This is a genomic window from Streptomyces sp. NPDC003035, assembly GCF_042888285.1.
GTDB lineage: Bacteria > Actinomycetota > Actinomycetes > Streptomycetales > Streptomycetaceae > Streptomyces.
Genome location: NZ_JBIAPJ010000001.1, coordinates 340017 through 361491, shown reverse-complemented (window position 1 = coordinate 361491; position 21475 = coordinate 340017). Strand labels below are relative to the sequence as shown.

Annotated in this window: 22 protein-coding genes; 18 read left to right on the top strand and 4 right to left on the bottom strand. The window is 71.8% G+C overall.

What is annotated here, in order from left to right:
- Positions 1–8 precede the first annotated feature (8 nt).
- Entirely contained in the window at positions 9–1322 is a 1314-nt protein-coding gene (locus ACFYV5_RS01580) for a GAF domain-containing protein (RefSeq protein WP_389163022.1), read from the top strand.
- Between the two features lie 6 nt (positions 1323–1328).
- On the opposite strand, the gene ACFYV5_RS01575 is transcribed toward ACFYV5_RS01580, so the two are convergent.
- Together ACFYV5_RS01575 and ACFYV5_RS01570 are read right to left on the bottom strand one after the other, a co-directional pair.
- Positions 1329–2303, bottom strand: a complete 975-nt coding sequence (locus ACFYV5_RS01575) for a carbohydrate kinase (RefSeq protein WP_389163019.1) — start codon at positions 2301–2303, stop codon at positions 1329–1331.
- Between the two features lie 157 nt (positions 2304–2460).
- The gene (locus tag ACFYV5_RS01570; RefSeq protein WP_389163016.1) at positions 2461–4503 is read right to left on the bottom strand and encodes a glycoside hydrolase family 32 protein; all 2043 of its coding nucleotides are present in this window, start codon (positions 4501–4503) and stop codon (positions 2461–2463) included.
- Positions 4504–4642: 139 nt separating this feature from the next.
- On the opposite strand from ACFYV5_RS01570, the gene ACFYV5_RS01565 reads away from it, so the two are divergent.
- The 16 genes from ACFYV5_RS01565 to ACFYV5_RS01490 all read left to right on the top strand — a co-directional run bounded on the left by ACFYV5_RS01565 (position 4643) and on the right by ACFYV5_RS01490 (position 19055).
- Positions 4643–5659: a sugar ABC transporter substrate-binding protein gene (locus ACFYV5_RS01565; protein ID WP_389163013.1), complete on the top strand. Its 1017-nt coding sequence runs from the start codon at positions 4643–4645 to the stop codon at positions 5657–5659.
- Positions 5660–5776: 117 nt separating this feature from the next.
- Entirely contained in the window at positions 5777–6790 is a 1014-nt protein-coding gene (locus ACFYV5_RS01560) for an ABC transporter permease (protein WP_389163011.1), read from the top strand.
- Entirely contained in the window at positions 6787–7590 is an 804-nt protein-coding gene (locus tag ACFYV5_RS01555; RefSeq protein WP_355106557.1) for an ATP-binding cassette domain-containing protein, read from the top strand. Before ACFYV5_RS01560 ends, ACFYV5_RS01555 begins: the two co-directional genes overlap by 4 nt.
- Before the next feature lie 24 nt (positions 7591–7614).
- Positions 7615–8646, top strand: coding sequence for a LacI family DNA-binding transcriptional regulator (locus tag ACFYV5_RS01550; RefSeq protein WP_389163007.1), 1032 nt, complete (start codon positions 7615–7617; stop codon positions 8644–8646).
- A 167-nt stretch (positions 8647–8813) separates the two neighbouring features.
- Positions 8814–9380 (top strand): GNAT family N-acetyltransferase, encoded by a 567-nt coding sequence (locus tag ACFYV5_RS01545; RefSeq protein ID WP_389163004.1) that lies wholly within the window; start codon positions 8814–8816, stop codon positions 9378–9380.
- Between the two features lie 143 nt (positions 9381–9523).
- The gene (locus tag ACFYV5_RS01540) at positions 9524–9607 is read left to right on the top strand and encodes a putative leader peptide (protein WP_310591794.1); all 84 of its coding nucleotides are present in this window, start codon (positions 9524–9526) and stop codon (positions 9605–9607) included.
- Between the two features lie 126 nt (positions 9608–9733).
- Positions 9734–11431, top strand: coding sequence for a nitrite/sulfite reductase (locus tag ACFYV5_RS01535; protein ID WP_389163002.1), 1698 nt, complete (start codon positions 9734–9736; stop codon positions 11429–11431).
- The gene (locus tag ACFYV5_RS01530; protein ID WP_355106549.1) at positions 11428–11607 is read left to right on the top strand and encodes a hypothetical protein; all 180 of its coding nucleotides are present in this window, start codon (positions 11428–11430) and stop codon (positions 11605–11607) included. Before ACFYV5_RS01535 ends, ACFYV5_RS01530 begins: the two co-directional genes overlap by 4 nt.
- Positions 11604–12311: a phosphoadenylyl-sulfate reductase gene (locus ACFYV5_RS01525; RefSeq protein ID WP_355106547.1), complete on the top strand. Its 708-nt coding sequence runs from the start codon at positions 11604–11606 to the stop codon at positions 12309–12311. The genes ACFYV5_RS01530 and ACFYV5_RS01525 overlap by 4 nt, the downstream gene beginning before the upstream one ends.
- Positions 12293–12877, top strand: coding sequence for an adenylyl-sulfate kinase (cysC, locus tag ACFYV5_RS01520; protein WP_389162998.1), 585 nt, complete (start codon positions 12293–12295; stop codon positions 12875–12877). Before ACFYV5_RS01525 ends, cysC begins: the two co-directional genes overlap by 19 nt.
- Entirely contained in the window at positions 12874–13809 is a 936-nt protein-coding gene (cysD, locus tag ACFYV5_RS01515; protein ID WP_355106543.1) for a sulfate adenylyltransferase subunit CysD, read from the top strand. Before cysC ends, cysD begins: the two co-directional genes overlap by 4 nt.
- Before the next feature lie 2 nt (positions 13810–13811).
- Positions 13812–15170, top strand: coding sequence for a GTP-binding protein (locus ACFYV5_RS01510; RefSeq protein WP_355106541.1), 1359 nt, complete (start codon positions 13812–13814; stop codon positions 15168–15170).
- A 188-nt stretch (positions 15171–15358) separates the two neighbouring features.
- Entirely contained in the window at positions 15359–16465 is a 1107-nt protein-coding gene (locus ACFYV5_RS01505; protein ID WP_389162993.1) for an aliphatic sulfonate ABC transporter substrate-binding protein, read from the top strand.
- Positions 16466–16500: 35 nt separating this feature from the next.
- Positions 16501–17298: an ABC transporter ATP-binding protein gene (locus ACFYV5_RS01500; protein ID WP_389162990.1), complete on the top strand. Its 798-nt coding sequence runs from the start codon at positions 16501–16503 to the stop codon at positions 17296–17298.
- The gene (locus ACFYV5_RS01495; protein ID WP_355106536.1) at positions 17285–18163 is read left to right on the top strand and encodes an ABC transporter permease subunit; all 879 of its coding nucleotides are present in this window, start codon (positions 17285–17287) and stop codon (positions 18161–18163) included. Before ACFYV5_RS01500 ends, ACFYV5_RS01495 begins: the two co-directional genes overlap by 14 nt.
- A 4-nt stretch (positions 18164–18167) precedes the next feature.
- Positions 18168–19055 carry a sirohydrochlorin chelatase gene (locus tag ACFYV5_RS01490; RefSeq protein WP_389162986.1) on the top strand — a complete coding sequence of 296 codons (888 nt, stop codon included), beginning with the start codon at positions 18168–18170 and terminating at the stop codon, positions 19053–19055.
- Between the two features lie 173 nt (positions 19056–19228).
- Here the strand turns inward: ACFYV5_RS01490 and ACFYV5_RS01485 are convergent, their stop codons facing one another.
- Positions 19229–19813 carry a TIGR03086 family metal-binding protein gene (locus tag ACFYV5_RS01485; RefSeq protein ID WP_355106532.1) on the bottom strand — a complete coding sequence of 195 codons (585 nt, stop codon included), beginning with the start codon at positions 19811–19813 and terminating at the stop codon, positions 19229–19231.
- Positions 19814–19888: 75 nt separating this feature from the next.
- Positions 19889–20512 (bottom strand): DsbA family protein, encoded by a 624-nt coding sequence (locus ACFYV5_RS01480; RefSeq protein WP_355106530.1) that lies wholly within the window; start codon positions 20510–20512, stop codon positions 19889–19891.
- Between the two features lie 103 nt (positions 20513–20615).
- Here ACFYV5_RS01480 and ACFYV5_RS01475 point away from each other — a divergent pair, with 103 nt between their 5' ends.
- A complete protein-coding gene (locus ACFYV5_RS01475) occupies positions 20616–21473 on the top strand; it encodes an aldo/keto reductase (protein WP_389162981.1) in 858 nt (285 codons plus the stop codon).
- Positions 21474–21475: the final 2 nt, after the last annotated feature.

The following is a 21475-nucleotide window of genomic DNA, read 5'->3' as shown; positions in this document are numbered from 1 at the left end:
AGAGACCGATGAAGAACACTCAGCTGGACATGAACCGGCTCGCTGCCATGGACGCCGCCCAGGCGACCCGGCTGCTGCACCGGGTACGGGAGGAGATGCTGGCCGGCCGCACGCCGCCGATCGCGCCCCGCCCGGTCATCGACGCCTCCTGGCGACGGATGTTCCGGCTCGGTCTGGACCCGGACCAGGGCACCAGCAGCGCGCTCCTCCGCCGGGACGAGCTGGAGGAACGGCGGCGCACGACGGTGCTGGGCGAGGTGATGCGCACGCTGAGCGGCGGACTCGCCGGGATCGCGGACGCCTCCATGCAGATCATGGTGGTCACCGACGAGCACGGCAGGGTGCTGTGGCGCCAGGGCAACCTCGCGGTGATGCGCCAGGCCAACGGCATCTGCCTGGAGGAGGGCGCGGCCTGGACCGAGCACACCACCGGTACGAACGCGGTGGGCACGGCGCTCGCGATGCGACGGGCCGTCCAGGTCCACTCGGCCGAGCACTACGTCCATACGCTCCACAACTGGACCTGCGCCGCGGCTCCCGTCCACGATCCGCGTGACCAGCGGCTGTTGGGGATCGTGGACGTGAGCGGTCCGGCCTCCAGCTTCCATCCGGCGACCCTGGCGCTGGTCCGCTCGGTGGCTCAGCTCGCCGAGGCGGAGATGCGGGAGCGCCATCTGCGGTCCGTCGAGCGGCTGCGCTCGGTGGCCGCGCCGATCCTGTGCCGGGTGGGCGGCCGGGCGGTCGCGGTGGACACGCACGGCTGGACGGCGGCGGTGACCGGGATGGCCCCGGTGGACCGGATCGCGCTGCCGAAGTCCTTCCGGGCCGGGCGCGTCTGGCTGCCGTCGCTGGGGATGTGCGCGGTGGAGCCCCTGCCCGGTGGCTGGCTGCTGCGGGTCGGGGAGGAGACCCGGGGGACGGCCACGGACGCGGACGCGGGCGCGGCGAGCCGGGTCGTCCTCGATCTGAGCCGGCCGCGCCGCTGGTCCGTGGCGGTGTCGGGGGCGGCGGGCAGCTGGACGCTGGAGCTGAGCCCGCGCCACGCCGAACTGCTGTACGTCCTGGCTCTGCACCGTGACGGCAGGACGGCGGCGGAGCTGGCGGAGGACGTGTTCGGCGACCGGACGAGGACGGTGACGGTACGGGCGGAGATGTCCCGGATCCGCCGGAACCTGGCGAGCGTGCTCGCCCACCGCCCGTACCGCTTCAGCGAGGAGGTCGAGGTCGAGGTCGTCGCCCCGGCCCACCCGTCCGACCTCCTCCCCCACTCGACGGCCCCGGCGGTCCACGCAGCGCGACGGGGCCGCGGGGAGACGGAGTAGCGTCCCTCACGCCCGTGCCGTCAGGTCCTCCGCCCACGGCGGGTTGGCGCCGCGGACCGCGCAGGTGGCCGCCGCGACCCGAGTGCCGAAGGCGACGGCCTCGTCCAGGGTCCGACGGTCCAGGGCGTCGAGCCGGCCGCCGAGCACACCGGCCCCGTGCAGGCCGTGCAGGAGCCCTGCGGTGAAGGCGTCGCCCGCGCCGACGGTGTCGACGACATCGACGTGCGGGGCGGGAAGGACGCTGCGGACACCGTCGTACGAGACGAGGGCGCCGGCCGCGCCGAGGGTGACGACCACGAGCGGGACGCCCGCCCGGTGCCAGGTGTCGCAGGCCGCCTCGGGCGCCGTGCCCGGGTGGAGGTGGGCCAGGTCGTCCTCGCTGAGCCGGAGGATGTCGGCCAGGGCGCACCAGCGCGGCAGCCGCGCGCGATAGCGCTCGGGGGCGACGAGCAGGGGACGGACGTTGGGGTCGAGGGAGATCGTGGTCGTGGGGCGCAGCTCGGCCAGCAGGTCTTCCACGGCCGCCGCGCCCGGTTCCCGTACCAGCGCGAGGGAACCGGTGTGCAGGCAGTCGGGGTCCAGCCCGCGCACCGGCGCGAGTTCCTGACGCGTCCACTGCCAGTCGGCGGTGGCCTCGGCGTGGAAGGTGTACTCGGCCGCGCCGTCGGGGCCGAGGCCGGCGACGGCGAGGGTGCTGGGCTCGGCGGCGTCGGGACAGAGGTCGATGCGGACACCGGACTCGCTGAGACGGCGGCGGAAGAGGCCGCCGAAGACGTCGCCGGAGAGCCGGGTCAGGAAGTGGGTGGGGGTGCCGAGGCGGGCGAGCGCGACGGCGGTGTTCGCCGGCCCGCCGCCGGGCAGCACGTCGAGCCGGAGGCCCGGTCCCACGGCGCCATCGGGGGTGCCGGCGGCGTCGGGGGCGACGAAGGCGTCGGCGACGCATTCGCCGAGTACGGCCACGGGGCGGCGGGTCACGGTCATGCGGGGAACCTTTCGGTGAGGGTGGCCGTGGGGCCGGAGGGCCTGTCGACCCATGAGCGGCCTTCGGCCGACGGCTGTCGACCCGTGGCCGGTCGGCCGGTGGCGCCTGCCCGGCCGCCGGGGACGGCCGGGCAGGCCCGTCGGCCGACGGCGGCGGTCAGTCGGGCAGGACGGCGGATCCCAGCCGGGTCAGCGAGGCGCTCCTGAGGTGCAACCGGCCACCCTCCGCCGCGAATTCGACCGCCTGGGACTCGCGGTAGCGCGGGTACACGCGGGCGGTGAGCGCCGCGCCGTCCCCGGTGAACACCTCCACCGACGAGCGGTCGACGAAGATGTCGAGGGCCAGCGTGCCGTCCGGGCTCGGCTTCACCTGGGTCCGGTACGTCGCGCGCGTGCCGTAACCGGCGCCGGTCGTGTCGAGCGAGAGCGTGCCGTCGGCCTTCTCGTAGCGCAGGACGGTCGCCTCCGCGACGGAGGCCTTGAGGCGCAGGGTGACCGTGTCGGCGGTGGTCCTCCCCAGGTCGAGGACGGCCTTGACCCGTGCCGTCTCCCCGCGGCCGAGTCGCCACGTGCCGGTCACCGTCTTGTCGGTGACCGTGACCGGCGCCCCCTCGGCCAGTGAGTCGGCCGCCGCGACCGGGCGTTGGCCGAGGCGTCCGTCGGGCGCGAGGAACAGCTCGCGGTGGAGGGACTGCGCGCCGGCCCAACCGTTCACCCGCGTCGGCTCCTTGACGTTCCAGTCGCTCATCCAGGCGGTCATGAGCCGTCGCCCGGCGTCGTCGCGGTAGCTCTGCGCCGCGTAGGTGTCGCCGCCGCCGTCGAGGATGCCGTGCCGCTCCGCGCGGAAGCCGCTGCCGTCGTAGTCACCGACGGCGTACCGCTGGAGCGACTGACCGCCCTCGTTGGTGGAGTAGAGCAGGACCCACTTCCCGCCGAGCGGGAAGAGGTCGGGGCACTCCCACATCGCGCCGGTCGTGCCGTCGCCCTCGGCGAGGACGCCGGTGTACGTCCAGGTGCGCAGGTCGTCGGAGGCGTACAGCTGCACCTTCCCGCGTCCGCCGTCGCCCGATCCGACGACCATCTTCCAGCGGCCGTCGACCGGGTCGCGGAAGACCTTGGGGTCGCGGAACCCGGCGGACGAGCCGGGCGGCGCCTGGGTGATGACCTCGGTCCCGGGGGTGAAGTTCACGCCGTCGGTGCTGGTGGCGATCGCGACGGTCTCGGGGGCCGCGCCCGGGTGGGCGGCGGTGTCGGTGAACTTCGTGTACGCGACGGTCAGGGTGCCGTCGTCGTCGACGGCGCTGCCGCTGAAGATGCCGCTGTTGTCGGTGGGGGTCGCGCGCGGCGGAGGGGTGAGGGCGACCGGGAGGTCGCGCCAGTGGACGGCGTCGGGACCCTCGGCGTGGGCCCAGTGCATGGGCCCCCACAGCGGGGCGTCGGGGTAGAACTGGCTGAAGAGGTGGTGGCGGCCGCGCCACTGGATCACGCCGTTGGGGTCGTTGATCCAGCCCTGGTAGGGCGTGTAGTGGAACTGCGGACGCAGCGGGTCGGCGGTGAAGTCCCGTGGAGCGGTGGGGGCGGTGGGCTGGCCGGCCTGGCCGAGGGTACGGAAGGTGAGGCCGTTGTCGTCCCGGACGGCGGCCTCTCCGGTGCGTACGTCGTCGAGGTTGAGGTGGCCCCAGCCGCCGGCCTTGCGGTCGACGACCTCGAGGTGGACGCCCTGCCCCCGCCAGGCCGAGGTGTCCCAGACGATCCGGACGTACGCCTCGTCCTGGGGGCCGGTCTGCTTGCGGAGCACACGGCCGTCACTGTCCCTGACCAGGGCGACGTAGAGGCGCTCGGGGTCCCAGCCGCCGCCGACCAGGAAGCTCATCCGGGCGGGGGCGGCGAAGGAGGAGGAGCGGAGGGTGCCGGTGGCGTCGTCGCCGGCGGCGGCATGGCCCCAGAGGTGGTGGCTGCCCCGGTGGTGGAAGGGGCCTCCCCAGTAGCTGTCGATGGCGGTGACGGCGGCCGGGCCGAAGGCGGTGCCCTCGGTGACCGTCCAGCCGGTGAGATCCCCGGTGTCGAAACCGGGGTTGACCGGTCCCGACGCGAGGGGGCGGGGGGTCGCGGGTGGTGCGGCGTTCGCGCTGATGGGGGTGGACGCGGCGACGAGCAGGGCCGCGATGACGGTGAGGTGCGGTGCTTTCCAGCGGCTCATCCGGAAGCCTCCGTTGCCAACTCGTTACGGGTGAGGGGCATTGACGTTGCTCGCGGCGGAGTCCATCATCCTGGCGAGTCGATGTCAACGTTGACATAAGTCAACGATGACACCCCTGCGTCCCTTGAGGAGCCGCGCCATGAAGCACACTTTCCGCACCGCACTCCCCCTCGTGGCCGGCCTGGCCGCCGGGTCCCTGTTGCTCACCGCCTGCGGCGAGGGAGCCCAGGGCTCCGGCGGGTCCGGGGGCAGCGGCGGCCGTGTCAAGGTCGGGCTGATCACCAAGACCGACACCAACCCGTTCTTCGTGAAGATGAAGGAGGGCGCGGAGGGCGCGGCGCAGCAGGCCGGAGCCGAACTCACCACAGCGGCAGGGAAGTTCGACGGTGACAACGAGGGTCAGGTCACCGCGATCGAGAACATGGTCGCGTCCGGCGTCAAGGGCATTCTGATCACCCCGAACGACTCCAAGGCGATCGTCCCCGCGATCGAGCAGGCCCGGAAGAAGGGGGTCCTCGTCATCGCGCTCGACAGCCCGACCGATCCGCAGGACGCCGCCGACGCGCTGTTCGCCACCGACAACCTCAAGGCCGGGGAGCTGATCGGCCGGTACGCCAAGGCCGCCATGGCGGGGAAGCCGGCCAGGATCGCCACGCTCGACCTCGCGCCCGGCGTCGCCGTCGGACAGCTCCGGCACGACGGCTTCCTCAAGGGGTACGGGATCGAGGAGGGCGACCCGGCCGTCGTCTGCTCCCAGGACACCGGCGGCGACCAGGCCAAGGGTCAGACGGCCATGGAGAACTGCCTGCAGAAGGCCCCGGACATCAACGTCGTCTACACGATCAACGAGCCCGCCGCGCTGGGCGCGTACACGGCACTGAAGGCGAAGGGCCGCGAGAAGGACGTCCTGATCGTCTCGGTGGACGGCGGCTGCACCGGCACCGAGGCGGTCAAGTCCGGGAAGATCGCGGCCACTTCGCAGCAGTACCCGCTCCTCATGGCCGCCAAGGGCGTCGACGCGGTCGTCGCGTACGCCAAGGACGGCACGAAGGCGTCCGGTTACGTCGACACCGGCGTCACCCTCATCACGGACGCGCCGGCCGCGGCGGTCCCGGCCAAGGACACGGCGTACGGCCTGGAGAACTGCTGGGGCTGAGCCACGCCCCGGGGCCGGCCCCTCGCACACCGGGCCGGCCACCCACGGGCCGAGCCCCCGCCGGGCCGGGCCTCGACGCCCTCCACCCCTCCCCGTCCTCCCGCACAAGGAGTCCCGTTGACCACCACCACCGCACCGCCCACCACCGCGCCGCCGGGCACGCCCGCGGCCCGCCGCACGGCGGGCCGGCTGCTCACCCATCCCACCGCGGGCCCGCTCGTCGCCCTGCTCGTCGCCTGCGCGTTCTTCACCTTCCAGAGCGAGCAGTTCCTCTCCGGCGGCAACCTCTCCCTCGTCGTCCAGCAGGTGATGGTCGTCGGCACCCTCGCCCTCGGCCAGACCCTGATCATCCTCACCGCCGGCATCGACCTGTCCTGCGGCGCCGTCATGGCCTTCGGCTCGATCGTGATGGCCAAGCTGGCCGCCGAGGGAGCCCTCCCGCCCCTCGTCGCGATCGCCGCCGGCATCGGTGTCTGCGCGCTCTTCGGGCTCGCGAACGGCGCGCTCGTGACCTTTGTCAAGCTGCCCCCGTTCATCGTGACGCTCGGGATGCTCAACATCGCCTTCGCGCTCACCCACATCTACTCCGAGGAGCAGACGGTCACCGAACTTCCGGCCGTCCTCACGGGCTTGGGCGAGACCTTCCCGTTGGGCCGTACCGACATCACGTACGGCTCCGTGCTGACGATCGCCCCCTTCCTCTGCTTCGCGTACCTCCTCGGCCAGACGGCCTGGGGCAAGCACACGTACGCACTCGGCAACAGCCCCGAGGTCGCCCGGCTCACCGGTATCCGCACCACCCGCCTCCAGCTCGGCATCTACACCCTGGCCGGGGTGATCTACGGCATCGCCGCGCTGCTGCTGATCTCCCGGACCGGCGTCGGCGACCCGAAGGCGGGCCAGACCGACAACCTGGACGCGATCACGGCCGTGGTCCTCGGCGGCACGAGCCTCTTCGGCGGGCGCGGCGCGATCCTCGGCACGCTGGTCGGGGCGCTGATCGTCGGGGTGTTCCGCAACGGGCTCCAGCTGATGGGGGTCGGCTCGATCTACCAGACCCTGATCACCGGTGGCCTCGTCATCCTCGCCGTGACCGTCGACCAGTTCTCCCGCAGGAAGGTCCGCCGATGACGACGACGCCCACCCCTGTGCTGAAAGCCCGTGGCCTGGTGAAGCGGTACGGCCAGGTCACCGCGCTCGACGGCGCCGACTTCGATCTGATGCCCGGCGAGGTGCTGGCGGTCATCGGGGACAACGGCGCCGGCAAGTCGAGTCTGATCAAGGCCCTCACCGGGGCGCTCCAGCCCGACGAGGGCACCATCGAGCTCGACGGGGCGCCCGTCCGGTTCCGCGATCCGGTGGACGCGCGCGGGCACGGCATCGAGACCGTCTACCAGGATCTGGCGGTCGCGGCCTCGCTCGACATCGCGAGCAACATGTTCCTGGGCCGCGAGGTCCGGCGGCGCGGGCCGCTCGGCTCGGTGTTCCGGATGCTCGACAACAAGAGGATGCGCGAGGAGTCCGCCGCCCACATGGCCGATCTGAAGATCGGGCTCCGGTCCCTCACCCAGGCCGTGGAGACGCTCTCCGGCGGCCAGCGGCAGGGGGTGGCGGTGGCGCGCGCGGTCGCCTGGGCCCGGCACGTGGTGGTGATGGACGAGCCGACGGCCGCGCTCGGGGTGAAGGAGTCGGGCCAGGTGCTCGACATGATCCGGCGGGTCCGGGACCGGGGCCTGCCGGTCGTCCTCATCAGCCACAACATGCCTCACGTCTTCGAGATCGCGGACCGCGTCCACGTCCAGCGGCTGGGCCGGCGGGTGGCGCAGATCCGGCCCGGGGACCACTCGATGGCGGAGGTGGTGGCGATCATGACCGGGGCCCTGACCGTGGAGGGCACGGACGGCGGTACGGTCGGAGCCGAGCAACGCTGAATCGACGACGGAGATGCGGTGACCATGGGGAGCACCCGACGGCCGACCCTGGCCGATGTGGCGGCGCGGGTCGGTGTGACCCCGAAGACGGTGTCGCGGGTGCTCAACGAGGACGGGCCGGTGTCCGAGGCGACCCGGGCGAAGGTGCTCGCGGTCGTCGAGGAGCTGGGCTTCCGTCCCAATCTCATGGCGCGCAACATGCGGGTGGGCGCCCGGGACTCGACGGTCGGCCTGGTCGTGCCGGACATGGGCAACCCCTTCTTCGGTACGGTCGCGGGCGGCGTCGAGGACGTCGTACGGGACCGGGGGCTGACGCTCCTGATGGGGTCGTCGGGCGAGCGCGAGCCGCTGGAGCACGCGCTGATCACCACCTTCCTGGCCCGGCGGATCAGTGGTCTGCTGGTCGTCCCGGCGGCCGGCAGCGACCACCGCTTTCTGCGCCGTGAGCGGGAGAGCGGCCTTCCGGTGGTCTTCGTGGACCGGCCGGGGGCGGGGCTCGCGGCGGACGCGGTGGTCAGCGCGAACGAGGAGGGCGCGCGGGCGGGTGTGGCGCATCTGATCGCGCACGGGCACCGCCGGATCGCCTTCATCGGTGACCGGCCGGCCACGCTCTACACCCGCAAGACCCGGCAGCGCGGCTACCGGTCGGCGCTGGAGGAGGCGGGGATCGGTCACGACCCGGCGCTGGTCGTCACGGCCCACGACCCGTACGCCGCCGGGGTCGCCGTGCGGCGGCTGCTGGCCCTGGCCGACCCGCCGACGGCCGTGTTCGCGGCGAACAACTTCGCCTCGCTCGGGGTCGTGCCCGCGCTGGCGGAGGCGGGCCGCCGGGACGTGGCCCTGGTCGGTTTCGACGATCTCCCGCTCGCGGCGGTCCTGGAGCCCGGCCTGACGGTCGTGGCCCAGGACCCGGCGGCGGTCGGCCGGGCGGCGGCGGAGCAGATCCTGGCCCGCCTCGGCGGGGACCGCTCCCGCGCGACGACGCGCACGGTCCCGGTGCGCCTGATCGAGCGCGGCAGCGGGGAGCTCCCGCCTGCCCGCGGCGGCTCTCACTGACCTGGAGGCGCGCCGACCGCCGTGTGTCCACCATTCGGACAACCGGCCCACGGCGCCGCTCACCGAGCCGACCGCCCTCGCTCCTGACCGGCCGGGCGGCCCCGCGCCCCGGCGCCGAACCGGAACCCGCGTCCGCGTCCGGTGCGGAGACATGGTGCGATGAAGGCATGCGCATCACTCTCACCACCTGGTCCCTCGAACAGACCTCACCCTCCGACCTCCGCCCCTCCGCCGCTCCCGAGAGCGACGACATCACCATCCGGCGGGCGGAGGTGCCCTCGCCCGAGTTCAGCCGCTTCCTCTATACGGCGGTCGGTGGCGACATCAGCTGGAACGACCGGCTGGGGCTGACGTACAAGCAGTGGCAGGAGATCGTCGAGAAGCCGGGGGCCGAGATCTGGGTGGCGTACGACAGGGGGACGCCGGCCGGGTACGTGGAGCTGGACCCGCAGGACGACGGGGTCGTGGAGATCGTCTACTTCGGGCTGATCCCGGCCTTCCAGGGGCGCCGGATCGGCGGCCATCTGCTCTCGTACGGCGTGCAGCGCGCCTGGGACCTGGCCGAGCGCTGGCCCGGGCGCGAGGAGACGCGCCGGGTGTGGCTCCACACCTGTTCGCTGGACGGGCCGCACGCGATGGACAACTATCTGCGGCGCGGGTTCAAGCTCTTCGACACCAAGGTGGAGGAGGTCGAGGAGTCCGAGGCGCCCGGCCCGTGGCCCGGCGCCCACTGACACCTGCGCAGGCGCTCCGAAGCTCCCCCTGAACTCGGCCCCTTGACGTGACCCACGACACACCGTCTCGCGATGCGGGACGGTCGTGTCCACATTTCGGACGAAGCTGGACTGGGTCCAAAGTCCCGTGACAGGCTTCCGTCATGTCTGGAACTGGAATTGCCTTGGTGAGTCGGCGGCACGTCGACCTCGGCCGCATGTCCAGCGCCATCTGTCCGGCGCGCTGAGAGAACCAGCACCGCCGCGATCCCACTTCTGCCCGACCCTGCTGCGCACCGTCGCGCCATCCCCTGACCCCCGCACGAGTGTGCTGGTCAGAGCCGCCCTCCCGCAGTCCCGAAGGACAAAACGCCATGGCCGCCACCCCGGATAACCCCGCACCCGCTACGCCCCGCCGCAAGGTGAGCCGTCACCGTGGCGAGGGTCAGTGGGCCGTGGGGCACTTCACCCCGCTGAACGGCAATGAGCAGTTCAAGAAGGATGACGACGGTCTCAATGTGCGGACACGCATTGAGACGATCTACTCCAAGCGCGGGTTCGACTCCATCGACCCCAACGACCTGCGTGGTCGTATGCGGTGGTGGGGGCTCTACACCCAGCGCAAGGAAGGTCTCGACGGGACCAAGACCGGTGTCCTGGAGCCGGAGGAGCTGGACGCGGAGTTCTTCATGCTCCGGGTCCGCATCGACGGCGGCCGGCTGACGACCGAGCAGCTGCGGGTCATCGGCGAGATCTCGCAGGAGTTCGCGCGCGGCACCGCCGACATCACCGACCGGCAGAACGTCCAGTACCACTGGATCCGCATCGAGGACGTCCCGGAGATCTGGAACCGCCTGGAGGCGGTCGGCCTGTCGACGACCGAGGCCTGCGGTGACACCCCGCGTGTCATCCTCGGCTCACCGGTCGCCGGGATCGCCGAGGACGAGATCATCGACGGCACGCCCGCCATCGACGAGATCCAGCGCCGGATCGTGGGCAACAAGGACTTCTCCAACCTGCCCCGTAAGTTCAAGTCGGCGGTCTCCGGCTCGCCGCTGCTCGACGTGGCGCACGAGATCAACGACATCGCCTTCGTCGGCGTGAACCACCCGGAGCACGGGCCCGGTTTTGACGTCTGGGTCGGCGGCGGTCTCTCCACCAACCCCAAGCTCGGTGTGCGCCTGGGCACCTGGGTCTCGCTCGACGAGGTCCCGGACGTCTACGAGGGCGTCATCTCGATCTTCCGCGACTACGGCTACCGCCGGCTGCGCACCCGCGCCCGTCTGAAGTTCCTCGTCGCCGACTGGGGCCCGGAGAAGTTCCGCCAGGTCCTGGAGGACGAGTACCTGAAGCGCAAGCTGACGGACGGTCCGGCCCCGGAGCAGCCCGCCGGGCAGTGGCGCGACCACGTCGGCGTCCACAAGCAGAAGGACGGCCGCTTCTACGTCGGCTTCGCGCCGCGCGTCGGCCGCGTCGACGGCACCGCGCTCACCAAGATCGCGGAGATCGCCGAGGCGCACGGTTCCGGCCGGGTCCGTACCACCGCCGAGCAGAAGATGATCGTCCTGGACGTCGAGGAGGCGCAGGTCGAGTCGCTCGTCTCCGCCCTCGAGTCGATGGACCTGCGGGTCAACCCCTCGCCGTTCCGGCGCGGCACGATGGCCTGCACCGGTATCGAGTTCTGCAAGCTGGCGATCGTCGAGACCAAGGCGCGGGGCGCCTCGCTCATCGACGAGCTGGAGCGCCGCATCCCCGCGTTCGACGAGCCGATCACCATCAACATCAACGGCTGCCCGAACGCCTGCGCCCGTATCCAGGTGGCGGACATCGGTCTCAAGGGCCAGCTGGTCCTGGACGACGACGGCAACCGGGTCGAGGGCTACCAGGTGCACCTGGGCGGCGCGCTCGGTCTGGAGGCGGGCTTCGGCCGCAAGGTCCGTGGCCTGAAGGTCACCGCGGCCGAGCTGCCGGACTACGTCGAGCGGGTCCTCACGCGCTTCCAGGCGGAGCGCGAGGACGGCGAGCGCTTCGCCACCTGGGCGTCGCGCGCTTCCGAGGACGCACTCTCATGAGTGAGCGTGCCGCGCCCTTCTTCTGCCCGTACTGCGGCGACGAGGACCTGTTCCCGCACGAGCAGGGTCACGGCGCCTGGGAATGCCGGGCATGCAGTCGAGCCTTCCAGTTGAAGTTCCTGGGGCTCCTGGCCCCGGGTACTTCGAGCAACTCCGCTGGAGGGGAAAAGACATGACGACAACTCAGGCCACCGAGGCCACCGACCTGAAGGCGCTCGCCGAGCAGGCCGGACGCGACCTGGAGGACGCCTCCGCGCTGGAGATCCTCCGGTGGGCGGCCGACACCTTCGGCAAGCGGTTCTGCGTCACCTCCTCCATGGAGGACGCCGTGGTCGCCCACCTCGCCTCGCGCGCCATGCCCGGAGTCGACGTCGTCTTCCTCGACACCGGCTACCACTTCCCCGAGACGATCGGCACCCGGGACGCGGTCGACGCGGTGATGGACGTCAACGTCATCACCCTGACCCCGCGCCAGTCGGTCGCCGAGCAGGACGCCGAGTACGGCCCGAAGCTGCACGACCGCGACCCGGACCTGTGCTGCGCGCTGCGCAAGATCAAGCCGCTCGAAGAGGGCCTGACCGCGTACAGCGCGTGGGCGACCGGCCTGCGCCGCGACGAGTCCCCGACCCGGGCGAACACCCCGGTCGTCGGCTGGGACGAGAAGCGGCAGAAGGTCAAGATCTCCCCGATCGCCCGCTGGACGCAGGACGACGTCGACGCGTACGTCGCCGAGCACGGTGTCCTCACCAACCCGCTCCTCATGGACGGTTACGCCTCCGTCGGCTGCGCGCCCTGCACCCGCCGCGTCGCGGACGGCGAGGACGCCCGGGCCGGCCGCTGGGCCGGCCGGGCCAAGACCGAATGCGGGCTGCACGGCTGATGACCACCACAGAGACTTCCCAGGAGAATCACGTGACCGGTGCCACCATCTGGCTCACGGGCCTGCCGAGCGCCGGCAAGACCACCATCGCGTACGAACTCGCCGGCCGGCTGCGCGGCGAGGGCCACCGGGTCGAGGTGCTCGACGGCGACGAGATCCGCGAGTTCCTCTCCGCGGGCCTCGGCTTCACCCGCGAGGACCGCCACACCAACGTGCAGCGGATCGGCTTCGTCGCCGAGCTGCTCGCCTCGAACGGCGTGAAGGTCCTGGTCCCGGTCATCGCTCCGTACGAGGACAGCCGCGAGGCCGTCCGCAAGCGCCACCAGTCCGAGGGCACCGCCTATGTCGAGGTGCATGTCGCCACTCCGGTGGACGTGTGCTCCGTGCGCGATGTGAAGGGGCTGTACGCCCAGCAGGCCGCGGGCGAGATCAGTGGTCTCACCGGGGTCGACGACCCGTACGACGAGCCGCGGAACCCGGATCTGCGGATCGAGTCCCAGAACCAGACCGTGCAGGAGTCGGCAGCCCAGCTCTACGCGCTGCTCACCGAGAGGGGTCTCGCATGACGACCGCCGTGACCATCGACGAGGCGACGGACAGCCCGTTCGCGCTGTCGCACCTGGACTCGCTGGAGTCCGAGGCCGTCCACATCTTCCGTGAGGTGGCGGGTGAGTTCGAGCGGCCGGTGATCCTCTTCTCCGGCGGCAAGGACTCCATCGTCATGCTCCACCTGGCGCTCAAGGCTTTCGCGCCCGCGCCGGTGCCGTTCACGCTGCTGCACGTCGACACCGGGCACAACTTCCCCGAGGTCCTCGAGTACCGCGACCGCGTCGTGGCCCAGCACGGGCTGCGGCTGCACGTCGCCTCCGTGCAGGAGTACATCGACGCCGGGAAGCTGCGCGAGCGTCCCGACGGGACGCGCAACCCGCTCCAGACGGTGCCGCTGACCGAGGCGATCCAGCAGCACCGTTTCGACGCCGTCTTCGGCGGCGGCCGGCGCGACGAGGAGAAGGCCCGCGCCAAGGAGCGGGTGTTCTCGCTCCGCGACGAGTTCTCGCAGTGGGACCCGCGCCGGCAGCGCCCGGAGCTGTGGCAGCTCTACAACGGCCGCCACGCCCCCGGCGAGCACGTCCGCGTCTTCCCGCTGTCCAACTGGACCGAGCTGGACGTGTGGCAGTACATCCAGCGGGAGAAGATCGAGCTCCCCGAGATCTACTTCGCCCACGAGCGCGAGGTGTTCGCCCGCAACGGCATGTGGCTGACGGCCGGCGAGTGGGGCGGCCCCAAGGAGACCGAGACGGTCGAGACGCGGCTGATCCGCTACCGCACCGTCGGTGACATGTCCTGCACGGGCGCCGTCGACTCCGACGCCACCACGCTGGACGCCGTCATCGCCGAGATCGCCGCCTCCCGCCTCACCGAGCGGGGCGCGACCCGCGCCGACGACAAGATGTCCGAGGCCGCGATGGAAGACCGCAAGCGCGAAGGGTACTTCTAGCCATGACGAGCACGAGTACGAGCACGACCGAGCAGTTCGCCGACGTGTCGGCGACCACCCTGCTGCGCTTCGCCACGGCCGGCTCCGTCGACGACGGCAAGTCCACCCTCGTGGGCCGTCTCCTGCACGACTCCAAGTCGATTCTCACCGACCAGCTGGAGGCCGTGGAGGCCGCGTCCCTCAAGCGCGGCCAGGAGGCGCCCGACCTGGCGCTGCTCACCGACGGCCTGCGCGCCGAACGCGAGCAGGGCATCACCATCGACGTGGCCTACCGCTACTTCGCGACCCCGCGCCGCCGGTTCATCCTCGCCGACACCCCCGGGCACGTGCAGTACACCCGGAACATGGTGACCGGCGCCTCGACCGCCGAGCTGGCTGTGGTCCTGGTCGACGCCCGTAACGGCGTGGTCGAGCAGACCCGCCGCCACGCGGCCGTCGCCGCGCTGCTGCGTGTGCCGCACGTGGTCCTGGCCGTGAACAAGATGGACCTCGTCGACTACGCGGAGCCCGTCTTCGCGGCGATCGCCGAGGAGTTCACGAGGTACGCGTCCGAGCTCGGCGTCCCGGAGATCACCGCGATCCCGATCTCGGCGCTCGCCGGCGACAACGTGGTGGAGCCCTCCGCCAACATGGACTGGTACGGCGGCCCGACCGTCCTGGAGCACCTGGAGACCGTCCCGGTCAGCCACGACCTGACGGCCTGCCACGCGCGCTTCCCGGTGCAGTACGTGATCCGTCCGCAGACCGCCGAGCACCCCGACTACCGGGGTTACGCCGGTCAGATCGCGGCCGGTGCCTTCCGGGTCGGCGAGCAGATCACCGTCCTGCCCTCGGGCCGGACGTCCACGATCACGGCGATCGACGCGCTGGGCGAGTCGGTCGACATCGCCTGGGCCCCCCAGTCGGTGACGATCCGGCTGGCCGACGACATCGACATCTCGCGCGGCGACCTCCTCGCCCCGAGCGGCGACGCCCCGGCCACCAGCCAGGACGTCGAGGCGACGGTCTGCCACGTGGCGGACCAGCCGCTGGCCGTCGGGCAGCGGGTGCTGCTCAAGCACACCACTCGCACGGTCAAGGCGATCGTCAAGGAGATCCCGTCCCGGCTGACCCTGGACGACCTCTCCCAGCACCCCGAGCCGGGGCAGCTGGTCGCCAACGACATCGGCCGGGTGAGGATCCGTACGGCCGAGCCGCTCGCGCTCGACGCGTACGCGGACTCCCGCCGTACCGGCTCGTTCCTGCTGATCGACCCCGCCGACGGCACCACACTCGCGGCCGGCATGGCGGGCGAGGCCTTCGCCGGTGCCAAGGCGGCGGCCGTCGCGGACACCGCCGACGACGAGGGCTGGGACTTCTGATGGTGCAGAACGTCTACGCCACCTTCGCCAAGGAGGGCGGCCGGGTGGGTTCCGGCGCCCTCGGTGCGGGCCGCGGAGGTGTCGCGCGATGTGCGTGCTGACGCCGGTGCGCCGTGTACGCGGCGCCCTCCCGCTCCACGAACGACATAGACGAAGAAGACTTCGAAGACCCTGAGGGGAACACCTCCGTGCCTGCCTCCCGTACCACCCTGCGCCGCTCCCTCGCCGCCGCCGCGGCCCTGCCGCTGCTGATCGGCGCGCTCGCCTCCTGCGGCTACGGCTCCCAGGCCAAGAAGGACGAGAAGAAGGTGGCCGCCGTGGGCGAGAAGCTCTCGGCCGACACGGTCCGGCTCGGGTACTTCCCGAACCTGACGCACGCCACCGCCCTGGTCGGCGACGAGCAGGGCATCATCCAGAAGGAGCTGGGCGGCACGAAGCTGGAGGTCGCCACCTTCAACGCCGGCCCCTCCGAGATCGAGGCGCTCAACGCCGACTCGATCGACATCGGCTTCATCGGCCCCTCGCCCGCGATCAACGGGTACGTCAAGTCCAAGGGCAAGAACCTGCGGATCATCGGCGGTTCGGCCTCCGGTGGTGTGAAGCTGGTGGTGAACCCGGACAAGATCAAGAGCCTGGCCGACGTCAAGGGCAAGAAGATCGCCACCCCGCAGCTGGGCAACACGCAGGACGTGGCGTTCCTCAACTGGATCTCGGAGCAGGGCTGGAAGGTCGACGCCGAGAGCGGCAAGGGCGACGTCTCCGTGGTCCGTACGGACAACAAGGTGACCCCGAACGCCTACACGTCCGGCTCCATCGACGGTGCCTGGGTGCCGGAGCCGACCGCCTCGAAGCTGGTCACCGAGGGCGCGAAGGTGCTGCTCGACGAGTCGGACCTGTGGCCCGACAAGAAGTTCGTGATCACGAACATCATCGTGTCGCAGAAGTTCCTCGCCGAGCACCCGGACGTCGTCGAAGCGGTGCTGCGCGGTTCCGTGAAGACCAACGCGTGGATCAACGCCCACCCGGACAAGGCGAAGGCCTCGGCCAACCGCCAGCTGAAGGAGCTGTCCGGGAAGCCGCTCGGCGACAAGGTCATCGACGCCGCCTGGCCGTCGATCCGGTTCACCGACGACCCGCTGGCCGCCACGCTCCAGGCGCAGGCGGACCACGCCGTGAAGGCCGGCCTGCTGAAGCAGCCCGACCTGAGCGGGATCTACGACCTGAAGCCGCTCAACAAGGTCCTCAAGGCCGCGGGGCGGCCCGAGGTCGCCGACGCCGGTCTCGGCGCCAAGTAACCAAGTCCGCAGCTCAGCCCCAGGAGGTGACGACCATGGCCACGACCGCGACGCTCGCCAAGGCCGAGGAGGACCGCGCGGCGGTGACGCACGCCGCCCGGATCGAGCACGTCTCGAAGTCCTTCGGCGGACCCGCCGGTCAGCAGCTCGTTCTCGACGACATCACGCTCGATGTCGCCCCGGGCGAGTTCGTGACCCTCCTGGGCGCCTCCGGGTGCGGCAAGTCCACCCTGCTCAACCTGGTCGCCGGGCTCGACCGACCGTCCGCGGGGTCCATCGAGACCCCCGGCGGCCGGCCGGCCCTGATGTTCCAGGAGCACGCTCTCTTCCCGTGGCTCACCGCGGGCAAGAACATCGAACTGGCCCTGCGGCTGCGCGGGGTGCCGAAGGCCGAGCGGCGCCCGGAGGCGGAGCGCCTCCTCGAACTGGTCCGGCTCTCCGGCTCGTACCGCAAGCGGGTCCACGAGCTGTCCGGCGGTATGCGCCAGCGCGTGGCGCTGGCCCGGGCGCTCGCCCAGGACAGCGATCTGCTGCTGATGGACGAGCCGTTCGCGGCGCTCGACGCCATCACCCGGGACGTGCTGCACGACGAGCTGACCCGGATCTGGCGGGAGACGAAGCTGTCGGTGCTCTTCGTCACCCACAACGTGCGCGAGGCCGTGCGGCTGGCCGAGCGTGTGGTGCTGCTGTCGTCCCGGCCGGGGCGGATCGCCCGGGAGTGGACCATCGACATCCCGCAGCCGCGCCGCATCGAGGACGCCGCCGTGGCGGAGCTGTCCGTCGAGATCACCGAAGAACTGCGTGGGGAGATCCGCCGTCATGGCCAGCACTGAGACGAAGACCGACGATCTGGCCGGTCTGGAGGCGGGTCTCGACGCGCTCGACGCGGTGCAGGTGAACCGCACGCCCGTCCGCGAGGTTCTGCTGAAGAAGGTGCTGCCGCCGGTCACGGCCGTGCTGCTGGTGCTGGTGGTCTGGCAGCTGCTGGTGACGGCCCAGGTCACCGACGAGTTCAAGCTGCCGCCGCCGTCCGCGGTCTGGGACAGCGTGTCCACGATGTGGCTGGAGGGCACGCTCCTCGACGTCCTGTGGACGAGCGTGTCGCGGGCCCTGCTGGGCTTCCTGATGGCCCTCGCCATCGGTACGCCGCTGGGTCTGCTGGTGGCGCGGGTGAAGTTCGTCCGCGCGGCGATCGGTCCGATCCTGTCCGGTCTGCAGTCACTGCCGTCGGTGGCGTGGGTCGCCCCCGCCGTCCTCTGGATCGGCCTCAACGACCAGATGATGTACACGGTGATCCTGCTGGGCGCGGTCCCCTCGATCGCCAACGGTCTGGTGGCCGGTGTCGACCAGGTCCCGCCGCTCTTCCTGCGCGCCGGCCGGACACTGGGCGCGACGGGTCTCAGGGGCGCCTGGCACATCGTGATGCCGGCCGCGCTGCCGGGTTATCTGGCGGGCCTGAAGCAGGGCTGGGCCTTCTCGTGGCGTTCGCTGATGGCCGCGGAGATCATCGCGTCCTCCCCCGAACTGGGCCTGGGTCTCGGCCAGCTCCTCGAGAACGGCCGGAACAACATCGACATGCCGGGGATCTTCCTGGCGATCATTCTGATCCTGCTCGTCGGCATCGCCATCGACCTGCTGATCTTCAGCCCGCTGGAGCGCGCGGTGCTGCGCAGCCGCGGCCTGCTGGTGAAGAGCTGACCTCATGAACGACAGCGTCCTCCTCGTCATCGCCCACGGCAGCCGCGATCCGCGGCACGCGGCGACCGTGCACGCTCTGGTGCGCCGTGCCCGCTCGCTGCGGCCGGGGCTGCGCGTGGAGACGGCGTTCCTGGACTTCAACCTGCCGTCGGTGCCCGGGGCGCTCGGCCGGCTCGCGGCCGAGGGGGTACGGGACGTGGTGGCGCTGCCGCTGCTGCTGACCCGGGCCTTCCACGCGAAGTCCGACATCCCGGCCGTGCTGCGGCAGGCCCCTTCGTCGCTGCGCGTGCGCCAGGCGGAGGTGCTCGGTCCGTCGCCGCTGCTGGTCGCGGCGGTGGAGCGACGGCTGTACGAGGCCGGGCTGAGGCCCGGCGACAAGAGCGCGACCGGGGTCGTCCTGGCCTCGGCGGGCTCCACGGACCCGGAGGCGATCGCAGTGATCGCAGCTGTGTCTTCCCGGGGGGCGACCCCCGGACCCCCAGCAGCGACCACCACGTGGCGCCGGGCGGTCGAAGAGATGAAGCGCTCGACCGGGGTCGTCCTGGCCTCGGCGGGCTCCACGGACCCGGAGGCGATCGCAGTGATCGCAGAAACGGCGCGGGAGCTGCGGCGCACCGGTTGGTGCTCCGTGCGGCCTGCGTTCGCCTCCGCATCTCTTCCCCGGACCGAGGACGCGGTCCGCGCCCTGCGCGCCGACGGGGTCCGCCGGGTGGCGGTGGCCCCGTACGTGATCGCCCCCGGCCGGCTGCCGGACCGCATCGCGGCGGGCGCGGCGGAGGGCGGCGCCGATGTCCTCGCGGACGTCCTCGGCCCGTCGCCGGAGCTGGCCCGGCTGCTGATCGAGCGGTACGACGAGGCGCGCGTCGAGCAGCGGGTGGCGGTGGCAGGCTAGGGCGTGTTTCGAAAGTAGCGCCGTCCGCCCGCAGGGCGGGGCCTGCGGCGTCTGGTGCGTGCAATCGCAAGGCGGAGGATCATCCTCGTACTGGACGTACTTGGATGACTCCGACAACGCAGCGAGTGGGCGTGCCAGACGCCGCGGGCCAGGCGGGACTTTCGAAACACGCCCTAGGGCCGTGGCCGTCCGGCCGGGGCGCGGCCGCTGGTGGCGAGGGCGCGTTCGAGGTCGGAGGCGGTCTCCGGCACGTCGACCGGGTCGGCGAAGCCGTCGTACTGGCGGTACATCTCCGCGGACTCCTCGACGACCGTGAGCAGGAACCGCGTGGTCACGTCCGGCAGGGTGAAGTCCTGGCCGGTGGAGCGGGCCAGGTCCCAGCCGTGCAGGGCGAGTTCCTCCAGGAGCATCGAGGCGACGGCCGTCGCGGGCATGGTGGCGAAGCCGAGGTCCACGTCGCCCTCCCACGCGTCCGGCTTCTCCCAGGCCGCGAGCGCCCGGTCGAGCTGGGCCGCGTACCGCTCCGCCCAGTCGGTGTCGGCCGTGAAGTCGCGCTGGACCGTCTCCTCGGGGAGCTGTGTGCGCAGGGCGCGGTGCTCCAGGCCGTGGGAGGAGTAGAGGACGAGGTGGTTGACGAGCTCGCGGACGGTCCAGCCGGTGCAGACGGACGCACCGGCCAGCTGGTCGGCGGTGACGCCCCGGGCGACGCGGGCGGCCTCGGCGGCACAGACGGTGAGGTGGGTGTGGATGGCGTTCATGCCGCCGAGGCTACGAAGCGCGGACACGGCCGGTCTTGAAGAATCGCGACAGCGGCGCGCACCGCCCGGCGAGGCTCAGCCGAAGTCGAGCCCGCCCGTCCGGGTCCGCTTGAGTTCGAACAGGTCGGAGTGGCCGGCGAGCACCCGGAAGCTGTCGAAGAGCTCGGCCGCCTCGGGGCCGCGCGGGACGGCCCGCAGGACGGGTCCGAACCAGACCGTGCCGTCGATGTGGAGGGTCGGCGTACCGACATAGCCGTCCGCCTCGGGGTCCTTGCCTGCGTCGTGGCTGCGGCGGACCGCTTCGTCGTACGTGGCGTCGTGCGCGGCCTCGGCGAGTTCGGCCGGGAGGCCCAGCTCGGCCAGGGACTCGGCGACCACCGCGTCGAAGTCCTTGTTCTTCTCCTGGTGGATGCGGGTGCCGTAGGCGGTGTACAGGTCGCGCAGGATCGCGTCGCCGTGCTTCTCGGCGGCCGCGGCCGCCACCCGCACCGGGCCGATCGACTTGTCGACGAGTTCCCGGTACCAGTCGGGCAGGTCGTTGCCGACGTTGTGGAAGTACAGGCTCATCACGCGGAAGCGCAGCTCGATGTCGCGGTGCCGTTCGACCTCCAGCATCCAGCGGGAGGTGATCCAGGCGAAGGGGCAGGCGGGGTCGAAGTAGAAATCGACGACGGTCCTGGGCTGCGTCTCGGTGGTCATGGCAGGAGACTAGCCAGCCGCCGGCGACGGGTGGCGGTCCATTCACGACTCCGTCAACTGGGCCACTTCTCAGCGGTCGAGGCGATTGTTGTAGCGTCCATTCATGATCTCGGAGACGTATCCGCTCGGCGGCGACCTTCCCGTACGGCGGCTCGGTTACGGAACGGCCCAGCTCACCGGACGCGGCTACTGGGGACCTCGCGGCGAGCGGGCGGACGCGGTCGCCGTCCTGCGGCGGGCCGTGGAGCGGGGCGTCACGCTGATCGACACCGCCGACAACTACGGTCCGGGCATCGCCGAGGAGCTGGTCGCGGAGGCGCTGCACCCCTACCGGGACGGGCTGGTGATCGCGACCAAGGGCGGGGTCGTGCGGACGAGCGACAGCGCCTGGCACATCGAGGGCAGGCCGGAGCGGCTGCGCGCGATGTGCGAGGCGAGCCTGCGGCGGCTGCGGACGGACCGGATCGACCTCTACCAGCTGCACCGGCTCGACCCGCGGGTCCCGATGGCGGAGCAGCTCGGCGCGCTGGACGAGCTGCGCGCCGAAGGAAAGATCCGGCACATCGGCCTGGATTCGGTGACCGCGGAGCAGCTGACGCGGGCGACGGCGCTGACGTCCTCGATCGTCTCGGTGCAGAACCGCTTCAACCTCCTCGACCGGGAGTCGGCGGCGGTGCTGCGGGTCTGCGAGGCGCACGGTCTGGCGTTCCTGCCGTGGTTCCCGCTGGCCGACGGCGCGCTGACCGGCGGGGCGGCGACCGCGCTGGGCGAGATGGCGGGGCGGCTCGGAGCGAGCCGGGGCCAGATCGCGCTGGCGTGGCTGCTGCACCACTCCCCCGTACTGCTGCCGACGCCCGGCACCGGTTCGCTCGCGCACCTGGAGGAGAACCTGGACGCGTCCGCGCTCCGGCTGGACGCGACGGACCTGGCCCTGCTGGACGCACTGGCCGACGTCCCCTAGGG